This is a genomic window from Luteibacter mycovicinus, assembly GCF_000745235.1.
Classification (GTDB): Bacteria; Pseudomonadota; Gammaproteobacteria; order Xanthomonadales; family Rhodanobacteraceae; genus Luteibacter; species Luteibacter mycovicinus.
This window is the reverse complement of the sequence record NZ_JQNL01000001.1, coordinates 1487134-1504395: the sequence shown is the minus strand read 5'-3', so window position 1 is coordinate 1504395 and position 17262 is coordinate 1487134. Positions and strand designations below refer to the sequence as shown.

General features: G+C 66.4%; 15 protein-coding genes and 1 other RNA gene. 15 read left to right on the top strand and 1 reads right to left on the bottom strand.

Annotation, left to right across the window (positions count from 1 at the left end):
• Window positions 1-29: 29 nt before the first annotated feature.
• Window positions 30-857, bottom strand: a complete 828-nt coding sequence (gene rsmI, locus FA85_RS06830) for a 16S rRNA (cytidine(1402)-2'-O)-methyltransferase (protein ID WP_036110443.1) — start codon at window positions 855-857, stop codon at window positions 30-32.
• A gap of 62 nt (window positions 858-919) precedes the next feature.
• Between rsmI and rnpB the strand changes: the two genes are divergently transcribed.
• The 15 genes from rnpB to ftsZ all read left to right on the top strand — a co-directional run bounded on the left by rnpB (window position 920) and on the right by ftsZ (window position 17063).
• Window positions 920-1286, top strand: an RNA gene (gene rnpB, locus FA85_RS21265) — RNase P RNA component class A.
• A 326-nt stretch (window positions 1287-1612) separates the two neighbouring features.
• Window positions 1613-2059, top strand: a complete 447-nt coding sequence (mraZ, locus tag FA85_RS06825; RefSeq protein ID WP_036110446.1) for a division/cell wall cluster transcriptional repressor MraZ — start codon at window positions 1613-1615, stop codon at window positions 2057-2059.
• A 47-nt stretch (window positions 2060-2106) separates the two neighbouring features.
• Window positions 2107-3030, top strand: a complete 924-nt coding sequence (gene rsmH, locus FA85_RS06820; RefSeq protein WP_036110448.1) for a 16S rRNA (cytosine(1402)-N(4))-methyltransferase RsmH — start codon at window positions 2107-2109, stop codon at window positions 3028-3030.
• The gene (gene ftsL / locus FA85_RS06815; protein WP_036110449.1) at window positions 3027-3299 is read left to right on the top strand and encodes a cell division protein FtsL; all 273 of its coding nucleotides are present in this window, start codon (window positions 3027-3029) and stop codon (window positions 3297-3299) included. The genes rsmH and ftsL overlap by 4 nt, the downstream gene beginning before the upstream one ends.
• A complete protein-coding gene (locus FA85_RS06810; protein ID WP_036110451.1) occupies window positions 3296-5104 on the top strand; it encodes a peptidoglycan D,D-transpeptidase FtsI family protein in 1809 nt (602 codons plus the stop codon). Before ftsL ends, FA85_RS06810 begins: the two co-directional genes overlap by 4 nt.
• Window positions 5101-6594, top strand: a complete 1494-nt coding sequence (locus FA85_RS06805; protein ID WP_036110455.1) for a UDP-N-acetylmuramoyl-L-alanyl-D-glutamate--2,6-diaminopimelate ligase — start codon at window positions 5101-5103, stop codon at window positions 6592-6594. The genes FA85_RS06810 and FA85_RS06805 overlap by 4 nt, the downstream gene beginning before the upstream one ends.
• Window positions 6591-7955 (top strand): UDP-N-acetylmuramoyl-tripeptide--D-alanyl-D-alanine ligase, encoded by a 1365-nt coding sequence (locus tag FA85_RS06800; protein ID WP_036110457.1) that lies wholly within the window; start codon window positions 6591-6593, stop codon window positions 7953-7955. Before FA85_RS06805 ends, FA85_RS06800 begins: the two co-directional genes overlap by 4 nt.
• Window positions 7945-9027 (top strand): phospho-N-acetylmuramoyl-pentapeptide-transferase, encoded by a 1083-nt coding sequence (gene mraY, locus FA85_RS06795; RefSeq protein ID WP_036110460.1) that lies wholly within the window; start codon window positions 7945-7947, stop codon window positions 9025-9027. Before FA85_RS06800 ends, mraY begins: the two co-directional genes overlap by 11 nt.
• Window positions 9028-9033: 6 nt before the next feature.
• Window positions 9034-10254 (top strand): putative lipid II flippase FtsW, encoded by a 1221-nt coding sequence (gene ftsW / locus FA85_RS06790; protein WP_036110462.1) that lies wholly within the window; start codon window positions 9034-9036, stop codon window positions 10252-10254.
• The gene (murG, locus tag FA85_RS06785) at window positions 10251-11345 is read left to right on the top strand and encodes an undecaprenyldiphospho-muramoylpentapeptide beta-N-acetylglucosaminyltransferase (RefSeq protein WP_036110464.1); all 1095 of its coding nucleotides are present in this window, start codon (window positions 10251-10253) and stop codon (window positions 11343-11345) included. Before ftsW ends, murG begins: the two co-directional genes overlap by 4 nt.
• On the top strand, window positions 11342-12781 hold the full coding sequence (gene murC / locus FA85_RS06780) for a UDP-N-acetylmuramate--L-alanine ligase (protein WP_036110466.1): 1440 nt from the start codon (window positions 11342-11344) through the stop codon (window positions 12779-12781). Before murG ends, murC begins: the two co-directional genes overlap by 4 nt.
• On the top strand, window positions 12781-13755 hold the full coding sequence (locus FA85_RS06775; protein WP_036110468.1) for a D-alanine--D-alanine ligase: 975 nt from the start codon (window positions 12781-12783) through the stop codon (window positions 13753-13755). Before murC ends, FA85_RS06775 begins: the two co-directional genes overlap by 1 nt.
• Window positions 13752-14492 carry a cell division protein FtsQ/DivIB gene (locus tag FA85_RS06770; RefSeq protein WP_036110469.1) on the top strand — a complete coding sequence of 247 codons (741 nt, stop codon included), beginning with the start codon at window positions 13752-13754 and terminating at the stop codon, window positions 14490-14492. The genes FA85_RS06775 and FA85_RS06770 overlap by 4 nt, the downstream gene beginning before the upstream one ends.
• A gap of 8 nt (window positions 14493-14500) precedes the next feature.
• Window positions 14501-15736, top strand: coding sequence for a cell division protein FtsA (gene ftsA / locus FA85_RS06765; protein WP_036110472.1), 1236 nt, complete (start codon window positions 14501-14503; stop codon window positions 15734-15736).
• Between the two features lie 136 nt (window positions 15737-15872).
• Complete coding sequence (gene ftsZ, locus FA85_RS06760) at window positions 15873-17063, top strand: cell division protein FtsZ (RefSeq protein WP_036110474.1); 1191 nt, start codon at window positions 15873-15875, stop codon at window positions 17061-17063.
• The last annotated feature ends 199 nt before the right edge of the window (window positions 17064-17262 follow it).

Below are 17262 nucleotides of genomic sequence, written 5' to 3'. Positions count from 1 at the left end.
TTCGCGAGGCCGGCGTGAGGCGCGTCCGGTCAGGCGCCGTAGAGGGCCTTGCGCGGGGCGCCGGTGATCGCGGCCGCCAGCTTCGCCGCCCTGGCCGGAGGCAGTTCGTCCTTGAGGATCGCAAACACGCGAAGTCCCTCGCTGAGGCGTTCGTCCTCGCCGGCTTCCCGCCCGGCGACCATCACCACGAACTCGCCCTTCTGCTGGTTGGGATCGGCTGACACGCGCTCGACCAGCGCCGAGAGCGGGTCACCCAGCACGGTCTCGAACATCTTGGTCAGCTCCCGGGCCACCACGGCCTCGCGATCCGCGCCGAACGCTTCGCGCATGTCTTCGAGCGACTCGACGATGCGGTGCGACGACTCATAGAAGATCAGCGTGCGCGATTCGCCGGCCAGTTCCGCCAGGCGCGAGCGGCGGGCGCCCGCTTTCGCGGAGAGAAATCCCTCGAAGACGAAGCGGTCGCTGGGCAGGCCGGCGACCGACAAGGCGGCGATGACCGCGCTGGGGCCCGGGACCGGACTGACCCGGAGGCCGGCGATGCGGGCGGCACGCACAAGACGGAACCCCGGATCGCTGATCAGCGGCGTCCCGGCATCCGAGACCAGGGCGACATCGTCGCCGCCGCGCATGCGCTCCACCAGGCCATCCACTGCCGTGCGCTCATTGTGGTCGTGCAGCGCGACCAGTGGCGTATCGATATTGAGGTGCTGCAGCAGCGGCCGGGTGTGGCGGGTGTCCTCGGCGGCGATGACCCTTGCCCGGCGCAGCGTTTCGATGGCGCGCGCGCTGATGTCGTCGCGATGACCGATCGGGGTGGCGACGACATGAAGCGTACCGGGACGGGGCGGGGACATCGGTGCATCCGGTGAGCAGGGCCGGACATTGTAACCGTCCCGTTCCGGCTATAATCGGAAGTGGAGTCGGCCGGACAGTCGCGTCGCGCCTTCGGGCGTATCGAGGAAAGTCCGGGCTCCATAGGGCAGGGTGCCAGGTAACCCCTGGGCAGCGTGAGCTGACGGCCAGTGCAACAGAGAGCAGACCGCCGATGGCCCCGCAAGGGGATCAGGTAAGGGTGAAAGGGTGCGGTAAGAGCGCACCGCGTGCGGGGACAACGTCGCATGGCACGGTAAACCCCACCCGGAGCAAGACCAAATAAGGGGACTATGACGTTGCCCGCGTCGTCCCCGGGTAGGTTGCTGGAGCCTGGCGGTGACGCCAGGCCGAGAAGAATGACTGTCACGTCGCAAGACGCACAGAACCCGGCTTACAGGCCGACTCCTTCTCTTCTTGAGCGGTGTGGGAGCGACGAATGTCGCTCCCACCTGTCTTTGCGGCCTCGTCACGGACGTCGACGGCGAGTTCGGTGAACGTGAGTTCAGCCCCACCCCTGATTTCACATTTCGCAGACGTCTGAAATCCCGGACTCATTCGCAAAAAACCTCAACGATTCAACCACCTCCCGCCCCTTCCTCAGAAACGGCTGGAATTGGTGATGAACGTGAGCTTTCTCCTTGATTCACAAGAAAAATTTCCTTGACAGTCTCAGGACCCGAGACTATCGTGGGCCCCAGTGTGAAATCGTGGGATTCGGTGGGGCGGACTGCAGACAATGTTCCAAGGTGAGACAGCCATCACGATCGACGACAAGGGTCGTCTGACGATCCCGACCTCGTATCGGGATCTGGTGGCCGACGCCTGCGCGAACCGTCTGGTGATCGCTTACAACCCTTTCGATACCGGTTGCCTCTGGATCTTTCCGTACGCGGAGTGGGAGAAGGTGCGCGACCAGGTCAATGCGCTCCCCAGCGTCAAGGCCGTCCATCGCGCATTGCAGATGAAACTGGTGGGTGCCGCGGCCATCGTCGAACCCGACGGAGCGGCCCGCATCCTCCTTCCATCGAGCCAACGCGCGGCGGCCGGACTGGAGAAAAAAGCCATCCTGCTGGGGATGGGCAACAAGTTCGAGCTTTGGAGCGAACAGGCCCACCTCGCGAAGATCCGCCAGACCATCGGCGAGGACGACATCAGCGACGACATGGCGGAACTGCAGTTGTGACGACGAACTAATTCGAGGTGCTGGTGAAACGGGAGCGGGATGTGGCGATGGCGGGGGTCGATGTACACATCCCGGTGATGCTCGACGAAGCGGTGGAGGGCCTCGCCTTGCGCGAGAACGGGCGCTATCTGGATGGGACGTTCGGTCGTGGGGGTCATGCCTCGGCGATCCTTGCCCGTCTCTCGGATGAAGGCCGCCTGTTCCTCATGGATCGCGATCCCTCGGCCATCGCCGTCGCCGAAGCCGGTCTCGCCACCGACCCGCGTGTCACCCTGCGCCACGACAACTTCGCCACGATGGGTGAGTGGCCCGCGCTCGAAGGCGGCCTCGACGGTATCCTGCTCGATCTCGGCGTGTCCTCGCCGCAGCTGGACGATCGCAGCCGCGGCTTCAGTTTCATGGCCGACGCGCCGCTCGACATGCGCATGGACACCACGCGCGGTATCAGTGCCGCCGAGTTCCTGGCCGACGCCGACGAAGCCGAGATCGCCGACGTGCTCTGGCGCTTCGGCGAAGAGCGCTTCAGCCGCCGCATCGCCAGGACCATCGTCGAGCGCCGCGCGACCGCGCCGATCACCCGCACCGCGGAGCTGGCCGACCTCGTCGCCGGTTGCGTCGGTCGCCGCGAGCCAGGCAAGAACCCCGCCACGCGCACGTTTCAGGCGCTGCGCATCCGCGTGAACGCGGAACTCGAATCCGTCGAGCGTGGCCTGGACGCCGCGCTCGACCTGCTCAACGTGGGCGGCCGCCTCGCCGTGATCAGCTTCCATTCGCTGGAAGATCGCACGGTGAAGCAGTTCATTCGTGCCCACGAAGGTCGCGTGCAGGGCAGTCGTCGCGGACCGCCCGCGGCGGCGAAGCTGGCCCGCCTCAAGCCGGTGGGCAAGGCGATTTTTCCGTCCGACGCCGAGGTCGCCGCGAACCCGCGTTCGCGCTCCGCCGTGCTGCGCGTCGCGGAGAAGCTCGCATGAAGGTCTTCGGCGCGATCTGCCTCTCGATCCTGCTGCTGGCGGTCATCGCCAGCGCGATCGGGGTGGTGTGGACGCGCCACGAGAGCCGCGTGCTCTTTGTCGAACTGTCCCATCTGCAGAGCCAGAAGGACGACCTTGGCGTGGAATACGGTCGCCTCGAACTCGAGCAGGCCACCTACGCCGAACCCAGCCGCATCGATGCGGACGCCCGCGGCAAGCTCGGCATGTTCACGCCGAAGCCGCAGGACATCCAGCTGGTGCGCCGATGAAGGCGCGCTACGGCAAGCCCGTCGTGCCCAGCCGCCGTCGCGGTCAGGGCCCGAGCCCGCGCAAGCGTATGACCGTCGTCGTGGCGCTGCTCTGTGTCGCCGCGTCGGGTCTGGTCGTGCGCGCGTTCGATCTGCAGGTCGTGCGTAAGCAGTTCTATCAGGACCAGGGTGACGCGCGCTTCCTGCGCGAAATGCCCATCGCCGTGTCCCGCGGCACGATTTTCGATCGCAACGGCGAGCCGCTGGCCGTGTCGACCCCGGTCGCCTCGATCTGGGCCAACCCGCCCGAAGTACTCGAGAACGCCGACCGCATCCCTGAGCTGGCCAAGGCCCTGCACGTCGACGCCGACGATCTGAAGCAGAAGATCGAGCAGCGCGCGGACAAGGAATTCATGTACATCGCTCGTCAGCTGCGTCCGGAAGACGCACAGGCGATCGTCGATCTGAAGATCCCGGGTATCTCGTCGCAGCGCGAATACCGCCGCTATTACCCGTCGGGTGCGGTCAACAGCCACATCCTCGGCTTCACCAACATCGATGACCACGGCCAGGAAGGTCTGGAGCTGGCGTTCGATGAATGGCTGTCCGGCAAACCGGGCGCCAAGCGCGTGATCCGCGACCGCATGGGCCATGTGGTGGAAGACGTCGAGCTGGTGCGTGAGCCGCAGCCGGGTCGCGACATCACGCTGTCGATCGACCGCCGCATCCAGTACCTCGCCTATAGCGCGCTGAAAGACGCTCTGGAAAAGAACAAGGCCGACTCGGGCTCGATCGTGGTGATGGATGTCCACACCGGCGAAGTGCTCGGCATGGCCAACCTGCCGTCGTTCAATCCGAACGCCGTGCGCGGCAGCACGCCCAACGATCGCCGCAACCGCGCCGTCACCGACGTGGTCGAGCCGGGCTCGACCATGAAGGCGTTCACCATGGCCGCGGCGCTGACCAGTGGCAAGTACACGCCGACCTCGCCGCTGATCGAGACCTCGCCGGGCACCTGGATGATGGGCGGCCACCCGGTACGCGATACCCATAACTGGGGCACGCTGACCCCGACCGGTGTGATCACCAAGTCGTCGAACGTCGGTGCCGCGAAGATCGCGATGACGCTCGATACCGACTTCCTCTATTCGATGTGGAAGTCGTTCGGTATCGGCAACAGCACCGGTAGCGGGTTCCCGGGCGAAGCCGCGGGCTATCTGCCGGTGAGCCGCACCTGGAAGCCGATCGAAAAATCGCGCATGGCCTATGGTTACAACCTCAGCGTGACCCCGCTGCAGCTGGCCACGGGTTACGCCGGTATCGCCAACGGCGGTGCGCTGCGCGCGCCGAGCTTCATCAAGGGTGCGGACAATCCCCCGACCCAGGTGATCACGCCGGAGATCGCCCACGAGCTCGTGCGCATGCTCGAGACGGTGTTGCAGCCGGGCGGTACGGGCTACGGGTTCGCCTCGGTCGCCAATTACAGCGTGGCCGGCAAGACCGGTACCTCGCACAAGTTCTCCGTCGGCGGCTACTTCGCCAAGAACTACATCTCGCTCTTCGTCGGCATGATTCCGGCGAGCAACCCGCGCCTGGTCACCGTCGTGGTCATCAACGACCCGCAGGGTGGTCATTACTACGGTGGCTCCGTCGCCGGCCCCGCCTTCGCCCAGGTGATGGAAGGCGCGGTGCGCCTGCTCGACATTCCGCCCGACAACGTCGGTCGCTGGTATGTCGGCGGCCCGAGCCAGGGTGGCCTGATCGGCACGGCCAACGCGCCACCGCCGCAAGCGGACGACAGCGCGGCGGAAGAGGTGGTCCCGTGACCCTGACCCTCGCCGAACTGCTCGACGGTTTCGCCGACGCCTCCGGTGCCGGCGAAATCGTCGTCTCCGGCCTTTCACTCGACTCGCGCGAGATCGACGAAGGCCAGGCCTTCGTCGCGCTGCGTGGCACGAAGGGTCACGGCATCGACTTCGCGGCAAAGGCCGTCGAGCAGGGCGCCGTCGTCATTCTGGCCGAGACGCCGTTCGACGCGGTCGACGCAGGCATACCGGTGGTCGCGGTCGACAAGCTGCGCGACAAGGCCGGCCCGATCGCCGCGCGGTTTCACGGCAATGCATCCGCCGCGCTCGAGGTCATCGGTGTGACCGGCACCAACGGCAAGACCTCGACCGTACAGCTGATCGCACAGGCGCTGACGTTCCTTGGCCGTAAGGCCGCGACCGTCGGCACCCTCGGCGCGGGCTTGCACGGTGCGATCGCGGAAGGCGAACGCACCACGCCCGATGCCATCAGCATGCAGGCGCTGCTCGGCGAATTCCGTGACGCCGGCGCGACGCACGTGGCGATGGAAGTCTCCTCGCACGCCCTGGAGCAGGGCCGGGTCAATGCGATCGCGTTCGACATCGCCGTATTCACCAATCTCACCCGCGATCACCTCGATTACCACGGCACGATGGAAGCGTACGGCGCGGCGAAAGCCCGTCTGTTCGCCTTCGACGGTCTCGGCGCCGCGGTGATCAACGTGGACGACCCGTTCGGCGCGAAGCTGGCGAAGGGCCTGCCCGAGTCCGTGACGAAGCTGCGCACCTCGATGGCGACCGACAGCACCGCGAAAGACGCCGAAGTCCGCGCGGATATCGTGGTGACCTCGGCCCGGGGACTGTCGTTCAACCTCAATACGCCGTGGGGCATGCGTACCGTGCGCAGCGCGCTGCTGGGTCGCTTCAATGTGGCCAACCTGCTCGCCGTCGCGGCGGTGCTGGGCGCGCTGGGCGAACCGTTCGAGCGCATCCACGCCGCACTGGAATCCCTGCAACCGGTCAACGGCCGCATGAGCCGCCTCGGTGGCGACGGCCGCAAGCCGCTGGTGGTGGTCGACTACTCGCACACGCCGGATGCGCTGAAGCAGGCGTTGCTGGCGCTGCGCTCGCATACCAAGGGCAAGCTGATCTGCGTCTTCGGCGCCGGTGGCGACCGCGATCAGGGCAAGCGCCCGATCATGGCCGGTATCGCCGAGCGTCTGGCCGACGTGGTCATCGTGACCGACGACAATCCCCGCAGCGAGGACGGCGACGTCATCGTCGCGCAGATCGTCGCCGGCCTCATTCACCCCGAGACCGTGATGGTCGAGCGCGACCGCGCGCAGGCTATCGCGCTGGCGCTCGCCGACGCGAAGGCCGACGACGTCGTGCTGATCGCCGGCAAGGGTCACGAAACCTATCAGGAAGGTCCGGACGGCAAACGCCCGTTCGACGATCTCGCCGTCGCCCGCGAGGCGATGGATTCCGGCAAGAAAGGAGCCCGCGCATGATGCGCCTGTCCGCCGTCGCCCTCTGGACCCGCGGCCGCCTGCATGGCGCCGATGTCGAGGTGACGGGTTTTTCCATCGATACGCGCACCCTCAAGGCCGGCGACCTGTTCGTGGCGCTGCCGGGCGAGCGCGTCGATGCGCATGATTTCGTCGCTGCGGCCGCGGCGAAAGGTGCGGTCGCCGCGCTGGTGACGCGTCCGGTCGACGCGCCGATTCCGCAGGTCATCGTCGACGATACGCAGGCCGCCCTCGGCGACCTCGCCAGCGCCGCTCGCGCACGCGGCAATGTGCGTGTCGTCGGTATCACCGGGTCCAATGGCAAGACGACGGTGAAGACGCTGACCGCGTCCATCCTGTCGCGTCACGGTCGTACCCACGTCAATGCCGGTAACTTCAATAACGAGATCGGCATGCCGCTCACGCTGCTGGCGATGCCGGAAGACACTGAGTACGCCGTGCTCGAGATGGGTGCGGGCAAGCCGGGCGACATCGATTACCTCGCTGCCATCGCACGGCCCGATATCGGTCTCGTGAATTCCATCGCGCCCGCGCATCTTGAGCGCATGGGCACGATCGAAGGCGTCGCCGAAACCAAGGGCGCGCTGTACCGGTCGCTTCCGGCCGATGGCGTCGCCATCATCAACGCGGATGACGAGCGCTTCGCCGGCTTCTTCACGAACCTGGCCGGCAGCCGCAGCGTGCTGCGCTACGCGCTCGACCATCGTGCGGACATCGGTGCCGACATCGTCGAAGAGCGCATTGACGGCACTCATTTCGTCCTGTCCACGCCGCATGGCGACGGCGACGTGCACCTGCCGTTGCCGGGCCGTCACAACGTGGCCAACGCGCTGGCCGCCGCCGCGATCGCGACGGCGCTCAACGTTCCCGTCGAAAAGATCGTCGAAGGTCTGGAGCAGGTGCCGCCTGTCGCCGGCCGTCTGAATCTCGAACCGATGCCGGGTGGCTGGACACTGATCGACGACAGCTACAACGCGAACCCGGGCTCGGCCGCCGCGGCGATCGACACGCTGGCCCTCGCCCTGGGCGAGCGCTGGCTGGTGCTGGGCGATATGGCCGAACTCGGGCCCGAGGCCGTGAAGCTGCATGCCGGTATCGGCGAGCTCGCCCACCGCCGCGGTATCGAGCGGCTGCTGGCCACGGGGGCGAAAAGCGCCGCCGCGGTCGAGGCGTTCGGTCCGGGTGCACAACATTTCGCCACGCAGGAAGCGCTTATCGAGGCAGCCTGCACGCAAATCCATGAGGGCGTCACGTGCCTCGTGAAGGGGTCACGTTCCTCCGGCATGGACCGGGTCGTGGCGGCTTTGAAGAAATACGCTGAAGGAGCCTCCGATGCTGCTTGAACTGGCGGAATGGATGGCTCGGCACTTCGCTTCCGTGCATCTTTTCCAGTACATCACGTTCCGCGCGATCATGGCGGCGCTCACCGCGCTGGCCGTGTCGCTGCTGCTCGGCCCGTTGCTGATCCGCAAGCTTGCCGCGCTGAAGGCGGGGCAGGTGGTGCGCAGCGACGGCCCGCAGACGCACCTTGCGAAGGCCGGTACGCCGACGATGGGCGGTCTGCTGATCCTGTTCGCCGTGGGGATCGCCACGGTGCTTTGGGCGGACCTGTCCAACCGCTACGTATGGGTCGTGCTGGCGGTGATGGTCCTGTTCGGCGTCATCGGGTTCTACGACGACTACCGCAAGCTGGTCCTGAAGGACAGCCGTGGCCTCGCCAGCCGCTGGAAGTATTTCTGGCAGTCTGTGTTCGGTCTCGGCGCCGCCGTGTTCCTTTACCGCACGCACCAGCTGCCCGCGGAGATCGCGCTCTACGTGCCGCTGTTCAAACAGGTGGCGATCCCGCTCGGCATTTTCTTCGTCGTGGTCGGCTACTTCATCATCGTCGGCTTCTCCAACGCGGTGAACCTCACCGACGGTCTGGACGGCCTGGCGATCATGCCGAGCGTCCTGGTCTCCGGCGCGCTGGGCATTTTTGCCTACCTCGCCGGTAATAAGCTGTTTTCCGAATACCTCGGAATCCCGGCGATTCCTGGCGCCGGTGAGCTTGCGGTCTTCTGCAGCGCGCTGGCGGGCGCGGGGCTCGGCTTCCTCTGGTTCAACACCTACCCGGCCCAGGTCTTCATGGGTGACGTGGGCGCGCTGGCCATCGGTGCCGCCCTCGGTTGCGTCGCGCTGATCGTCCGTCAGGAAATCGTGTTGCTGGTGATGGGCGGCGTCTTCGTGATGGAGACCGCCTCGGTGATGTTGCAGGTGGGCAGCTTCAAGCTGCGCGGCAAGCGCATCTTCCGTATGGCGCCCATCCATCACCATTTTGAACTGAAGGGCTGGCCCGAGCCGCGGGTCATCGTCCGTTTCTGGATCATCAGCGTCGTGCTGGTGCTCATCGGTCTCGCTACGTTGAAGGTGCGCTAAGCCATCATGTTCGGCTTCGGAAACAAGCAGGCCAAACGCCGCCAGGGTCCCCGCGGGAGCTTCGATCTCCCGTTGCTCCTGGCTGCGCTCGCGCTCGCGACGCTGGGCGTGATCATGGTCACGTCCAGTTCGATCGCCGTGGCCGACGGCTCGCATCAGGGCGCCTTCTACTATCTCAAGCGCCATCTCGTGTTTCTCGTGCTCGGTGGCTGCCTGGCCGCCGCCGCGATGCGCACGGAACTGAAGACGCTCGAGAAGCACAGCTTCCTGCTGCTGCTGGTCGGCATCATCATGCTGTTGATGGTGTTCCTGCCGGTCTTCGGCATGCGCATCAACGGCGCACGTCGCTGGGTCAACCTGCTGGTCACCAGCTTCCAGCCGGTCGAGGCGGTGAAGCTGATCCTCGTCGGCTACCTGTCGAGCTACCTGGTCCGTCACCGCGAAGGCGTCGAGTACGACCTGTTCGGCGTGGTCAAGCCGGTCGCCGTGGCCGGTCTCATCGTGCTGTTGCTGCTGGCACAGCCCGACTTCGGTTCGGCGGCTCTGGTGGTCGCGACCACGGTCGGTATGGTCTGGCTGGCGGGTGCGCGCATGCGCAACCTTCTCGTGCTGGCGACGCCCCTGGTTCCCGCCCTGATTTACGCGGCGACCGCCGAGGATTACCGCATCAAGCGCCTCACCTCGTTCCTCGATCCGTGGAAGGATCCGTTCAACGACGGCTTCCAGCTGACCCAGGCGCTGATCGCCGTGGGTCGCGGTGAGTGGACGGGTGTGGGTCTGGGTTCCAGCGTGCAGAAACTGTTCTACCTGCCCGAAGCGCATACGGACTTCATCCTTGCGGTGCTCGCCGAGGAGCTCGGCCTGGCTGGCATCGTCACGGTCATCTTCCTTTACATCGTGCTGGTCGGCCGGGGTCTCTACATGGGACTGAAGGGCGTCGAGCTCGGTCAGCGCTTCTCCGGTTACGTCGCCTATGGCATCTCGCTGATGCTCGGCTTTCAGGCGATGGTATCCATCGGCGTGAATCTCGGCGTGCTGCCGACCAAGGGCCTGACCCTGCCGCTGATCAGCTCGGGCGGTTCGTCCGTGCTGATGACCTGCGCGATGGTCGGTGTGCTGCTGCGCGCCACGTTCGAAATCAACCGCGCCGAAGACGCGCGACAGACCGCCGTGCGCCTGCCGGCCAATGCCGTGCCGGATTCGGCGGCCTATGGCGGTGCCGCATGAGCCGCCCCGTGCTGATCATGGCCGGCGGTACCGGTGGCCACATCTTCCCCGGCCTTGCCGTGGCCGACGAACTGCGCTCGCGCGGCGTCCCCGTCGCGTGGCTCGGTGCAGAAGGCGGCATGGAGACCCGCGTGGTTCCCGCGCATGGCCTCGACCTGCACACGGTGGCCGTCGGTGGCCTGCGCGGCAAAGGCATGAAGACGCGCGTGATGGCGCCGGTGATGCTGGCGCGTGCGCTGCTTGCCTCGCTCAGACTGCTGCGCCGCCTGCGTCCGGCCTGTGTGCTTTCGATGGGTGGCTACGTGGCGGGCCCCGCCGGCGTGGCGGCGCGTATCGCGGGCATTCCGCTGGTCGTGCATGAACAGAACGCGGTCGCCGGCTTCACCAACCGCAAGCTCGCCGGCTTCGCGAAAAAGGTGCTCACCGGCTTTCCGAACGTGCTGCCGAACGGCGAGTGGGTCGGCAATCCGGTGCGTGCGCGCATCGCCGCGCTGCCGCTACCGGCGCAGCGCATGGACGGTCGTGCCGGTCGCCCCCGCCTGCTCGTTCTCGGCGGCAGCCTTGGCGCACGCACCCTGAATCTGGCCGTGCCGAAGGCGCTGGCGTTCATGCGTGCTGACGCGCATCTCTCGGCCTGCGAGCCTGAAGTCGTCCACCAGACCGGCGAGCGCGGCCTCGACGAAGCGCGCACGGCCTATGTCGACGCCGGCGTCGCGGCCAACGTCGTCCCCTTTATCGAAGACATGGCCGGTGCGTACGAGTGGGCGGACGTGGTGGTGTGCCGCGCCGGTGCGCTGACCGTGGCCGAACTCTGCGCCGCGGGCCTCGAAGCGCTGCTCGTACCGTTCCCGCATGCGGTGGACGACCACCAGACGGTGAACGCGCGCGCGATGGTCGATGCCGGTGGCGCTCACCTCATCGCCGACAAGGCGCTGAATCAGGCCGGCTCTCCCGAAGCGCTGGCCCGTCTGCTCTACGACATGCTGCTGGACCGCCAGCAGATCCTTTCCGCGGCCAATGCGTCCCGTACGCTGGCCAAGCCCGACGCCGCATCCACGATTGCCCGTCATTGCATGGAGGTTTCCGCATGACGCCCGGTCGTTTGCGCGCCCACGACGATTTCATGACCTCGTTCCGCCGTGTCCACTTCATCGGCGTGGGCGGCGTCGGGATGAGCGGTATCGCCGAAGTACTGGCCAACCTCGGCTACAGCGTGTCCGGCTCCGACCGCGCGCACTCGACGACCACGGAGCGTCTGGCCAAGCTCGGGGTCGAAGTGCAGGTGGGTCACGAGGCGTCGAACATCGACGGCGCGGACGTGATCGTCACGTCCAGTGCGATCCGTCAGGACAATCCCGAGCTGGTCGCCGCACGTGCCGCACGCATTCCCGTGGTGCCGCGTGCCGAGATGCTCGGCGAGCTGATGCGTTTCCGTCGTGGCATCGCGATCGCGGGAACGCACGGTAAGACGACCACCACCAGCCTCGTCGCGAGCGTGCTGGCGGAAGCCGACTACGACCCGACCTTCGTGATCGGCGGCCAGCTCAACGCCGCCGGTGCGAATGCCCGTCTGGGCACCGGCCAGTATCTGGTCGCCGAGGCCGACGAGTCGGACGGTTCGTTCCTGATGCTGTCGCCGGTCATGGCCGTCGTCACCAATATCGACGCCGATCACCTCGAGAACTACCAGGGCGACTTCGCGCTGGTGAAGAAGGCCTTCAGCGACTTCCTGCATCGGCTGCCGTTCTACGGCATGGCGGTGCTCTGCATCGACGACGAAGAGACGGCGAAGCTCGCGGAAGACACCTCGCGTCGCCTGCTCACTTACGGCATCGACAATGCCGCCGCGGACGTGACGGCCACCAACGTCCGCCAGCTCGGCTTCGAAATGCATTTCGACCTGCATCTGCCGGGCAGGGTCGACGCGCTGCCGGTGACGCTGAATCTGCCAGGCCGACACAACGTGCAGAACGCGCTCGCCGCGGCGGCCGTGGGCTGGCAGCTGGGCGTCGAAGCGGAGGCCATCGCGCGTGCGCTGGCACGTTTCGAAGGCGTGGGTCGTCGTTTTCATCGTCGCGGTGAGATCGCACTCGACAGCGGCAGCGCGCTGCTCGTCGACGACTACGGTCATCACCCGCGCGAACTGGCCGCCGTCTTCGCCGCCGCGCGCGGCGGCTGGTCGGACCGCCGTCTGGTCGTGGCCTTCCAGCCGCACCGCTACAGCCGTACGCGCGACCTGCTCGATGACTTCGCCAAGGTTCTGGCCGAGGTCGATGTGCTGGTGCTGACCGAGGTCTATCCCGCAGGCGAATCGCCGATCGCGGGCGCCGATGGCAAGGCCCTCGCGCGCGCTATCCGTGCCCGTGGCAAGACCGACCCGGTGCTCGTCGACCATCCGCGCGACCTTCGCGCCACGCTGTCCGCGCTGGCGCGCGACGGCGACCTGATCATGCTGCTGGGCGCCGGCGATATCGGCGCGGCGGCCATCGAGCTGGCCAGCGCCGGCAACCTGAGGACAAGCAAGTGATGAGCACGACCCGTTTCCCCCGCATCGTCACCGACGCCGCCGATTTCGGCCGCGTGGCCGTCGTGCTGGGTGGTAACTCCGCCGAGCGCGAGGTGTCGCTCGACTCCGGTCGCGGCGTGCTCGAAGCGCTGCGTTCGCTGGGCGTCGACGCGCATCCGATCGACGGTATCCCGGCCTTGCTCGACGCGGTGCGCGCGGGTCACTTCGCACGCGTGTTCAACATCCTGCACGGCGCGGGTGGTGAGAACGGCGAGTTGCAGGGCGCGTTGCAGTCGCTCGGCGTGCCGTATACCGGCTCCGGCGTGCTCGGTTCGGCGCTGTCGCTGGACAAGGTCCGCGCCAAGCAGGTGTGGATCGCACTCGGCCTGCCGACCCCGAAGTTCAAGGCGCTGCCGCGCGGTGCGGACGTGCACGCCGCCGCTCGTGACGTCGGCTTTCCGCTGATCGTGAAGCCGGCATGGGAAGGGTCCAGCGTCGGCGTGACGCGTGTGTTCGATGAAGCCGGTCTCGATGCCGCCGTCGAACTGGCGCGCCGCTATCCCGGCGACATGCTGATGGAAACCCTGATCGAGGGCGATGCGAGCGAGGGCGGCGAATACACCGTCGGCATCCTGGGTCGCGAAGTGCTGCCCACCATCAAGATCGTGCCCAAGGGCGAGTACTACGATTACAACGCCAAGTACGTGGCGGAAGACACCCAGTACATCGTGCCTGGCCTGTCGGGCGAAGCCGAGGACACCATGCGCGCGCTCGCGCTGCAGGCCTTCGACGCGCTCGACTGCTTCGGCTGGGGCCGCGTCGACGTCATGCGCGATCGCCATGGGAAGAACTGGCTGCTCGAAGTGAACACCGCGCCCGGCATGACCTCGCATTCGCTGGTCCCCAAGGCTGCGGCCGTCGCGGGCCTCGACTATGCGGGCCTGTGCTGGCGCGTGCTGGAAACCTCGATGGAACGGGAGGCCGCCCGCGCATGAAGGGTTCCGCCGCCACGCGTCTGGTCGCCTGGGGAATCGCCATCACACTGGTGGTTTTGCCCGTGGTCGGCGTGATGCAGGGTTGGTTCGCCGTCGGCCGCTGGCCGGTGACGCAGCTCAAGGTCGAAGCGGAGTTCGCGCACGTCAGCGCCGAACAGATCCGCAGCGCCGTGCTGCCGAGCCTCGGCAAGGGCTTCTTCGCGACGGATCTGGAAACCGTGCGTCATTCGATCGGTGCGCTGCCGTGGGTCGAGTCGGTGGAAGTGCGCAAGCGCTGGCCCGACACGCTGCTGGTACGCATCTACGAGCGCCAGCCGTTCGCGCGCTGGAACGAGGACCGTCTGATCAGCCGCCAGGGGCTCGTCTTCGACGCGCCGGGCGCCGACCAGATGGGCGACCTGCCGCGGCTGCGTGGGCCCGACTCGCGTCTGGCCGAGGTGGTGAGCTTCTACGCACAGGCACAGAAATCGTTCGAGGGCAGGACAGGCCTGTCGATCGTCGGCGTCAGCCTCAGCGAGCGCGGCAGCTGGAGCGTCACGACCGAGAGCGGCGCCGAAATCGTTATCGGCGATCGCGAGCAGGCCGATCGCCGTCTGGCCCGCTTCCTCGATGTCTACCCACAACTCGTCGCCGGTCGGCACAGCGGTTTCGCCTACGCCGACCTTCGTTACACCAACGGATTCGCCATCCGGTGGCCGCAACCGGAAACCACGGCCACACCCAAGGTCGGAAGCTGAGCAGGATCATGAGAAACAAGAACGACAAACAGCTCGTCGTCGGCCTCGACATCGGAACGTCGAAGGTCGTCGCCATCGTCGGCGAATACGAGCCGGGTGAGGCCATCGAAATCATCGGTATCGGCACGCACGTCTCGCGCGGCATGAAGCGTGGCTCGGTGGTCGACATCGAATCGACGGTCCACTCGATCCAGCGCGCGGTCGAAGAGGCCGAGCTGATGGCCGGCTGCGATATCCGTTCGGTGTACGCCTCGATCTCCGGCAGCCATCTGGAAACGCGTAACTCGCACGGCACCGCGGCCATCCGCGACCGCGAGGTGATGTCGGCCGATCTGGAGCAGGTACTCGAAGCGGCCAGCGCCGTGGCGATCCCGGCCGATCGCAAGGTGCTTTATAAGGAGTCGCAGGAATACCGTATCGACGGTCAGGACGGTATCCGTCATCCGGTCGGCATGAGCGGCGTGCGTCTGGAGGCCAGCGTGCATCTGGTCACGGGCGCGGCGAGCGCGGTGCAGAACATCTCCAAGTGCATTCAGCGCTGCGGTCTGTCGGTCGATGAACTCGTGCCCGCCGCTGTCGCCAGCGCTAAGGCCGTGTTGACCGAGGACGAGCTCGAGCTCGGCGTGTGCCTCGTCGATATCGGTGCCGGTACGACGGATATCGCCATCTATACGCAGGGCGCGATCCGCTACACCAAGTCGCTGCCCGTCGGTGGCGATCAGGTGACGAACGACATCGCGTATGGCGTGCACACACCAACCGCTCACGCGGAAGAGATCAAAATCAAATACGCGTGTGCGCTCGCCCAGCTTGCCCATGCGGAAGAAACGATCCAGGTGCCGAGCGTGGGCGATCGGCCGCCGCGTCGTCTCGCGCGTCAGGCGCTCGCGCAGTCGGTGCAGGCCCGCTACGAGGAAATCTTCGAGATGGTGCAGGACGAACTGCGTCGCTCGGGTTACGAGAGCCTCGTCGCCGCCGGCATCGTACTGACCGGAGGCGCCTCGCGTATGGAAGGCGCGCTCGAACTGGCGGAGGAAATCTTCCACAAGATGGTTCGCATCGGCGTGCCCCAGCACGTGTCGGGCCTGGGCGATGTCGTTTCCAGCGAGTTGCATTCGACCGGCGTGGGCCTGCTTCTGCACGGCTCGCGGTCGACCGGCGGCGCGCGCCACACGAGTTCCGCCGCCGGCAATGTCGGCAGCATGGTCGAGAAGTTCCGTAGCTGGTTCACCAAGAATTTCTAAGCAGTAGTCACCGGATTGTCGGTGCCCGATGGAAGGGGGGCGCCGGGGCACAAGGGATGGCCCGCAACCCATGGCCGACAGGAGTCGGACAAGGGACATAAACCAAAAAAACTAAAAGTTCTGCGGAGGACGGGAAATGTTTGAACTCATCGAAAAGCTGGCACCGAATGCGGTCATCAAGGTCATTGGCGTGGGTGGCGGCGGCGGCAACGCCGTGGCGCACATGGTCAATTCCAATATCGAAGGCGTCGAGTTCGTCGTCGCCAATACCGACGCCCAGGCGATGAAGAGCTGCGCCTCGCGCACGCATCTTCAGCTGGGCGGCAATGTCACCAAGGGTCTCGGCGCCGGCGCCAACCCGGAAGTCGGCCGCCAGGCCGCGCTGGAAGACCGCGAGCGCATCGAGGAAATGCTCGAAGGCGCGGACATGGTCTTCATCACCGCCGGCATGGGCGGTGGTACCGGTACGGGTGCGGCTCCGGTCGTGGCGCAGCTGGCGAAAGAGAAGGGCATCCTGACCGTCGCGGTCGTGACCAAGCCGTTCCCGTTCGAGGGCCGTCGCCGCATGCAGGTCGCCCTGAAGGGTATTGAAGACCTGTCGCAGCATGTCGACTCGCTGATCACCGTTCCCAACGAGAAGCTTCTCTCGGTGCTCGGTCGTGAGGTCACGCTCCTCAACGCGTTCAAGGCGGCCAACGACGTGCTGCAGGGCGCGGTCCAGGGCATCGCCGACCTGATCACGGCCCCCGGCCTGATCAACGTCGACTTTGCCGACGTCCGCACCGTCATGAGCGAAATGGGTATGGCGATGATGGGCTCGGGCACCGCCCGCGGCGACGATCGCGCACAGGCCGCCGCGGAAGCCGCGATCAACAATCCGCTGCTGGAAGATGTGAATCTGGCCGGCGCCTGCGGCATCCTGGTCAACGTCACGGCGGGTCCCAACCTGACCATGCGCGAGTTCGACGAGATCGGCCGCGTCATCCACGACTTCGCCTCGGAAGATGCGACCGTCGTGATCGGCACCTCGCTGGACCCGGAAATGCAGGACGACGTCCGCGTGACGGTCGTTGCCACCGGCCTCAACCGTGGCGGTGCCGCGGCCTCGTCCAAGCAGCCGGCTCGCCAGCCGGTGCAGCAGCAGGTCGAGATGCGTCAGCGTCCCCGCCCGGTCGTCCTGCGCACAGGCACCGGCAACGAAGTGGTCGATTACGCGCAGGCCGACTCCGTTCCGTCGGTCCGGTCGGAACCGGCACCGTCGAAGAACGCCGAGCCGGCGATCGATTACCTCGATATCCCGGCGTTCCTGCGTCGTCAGGCTGACTGAGCGGTACTTGCAGATCCAGGCACGTTAAGGAAAACGTGAGGACGGCCCGACACGACGTCGGACCGCCCGACGCTCCGCCGCCATCCCGTCCGGGTGGCGGAGCGTCGCCGCTTCGCCTCAGGAAAACCTGCAAGTGATATCAGTTACTTGCAAGTGATTGAACGGACGAACGTTTCAGTCGCAGGCCAGATGAGAATGG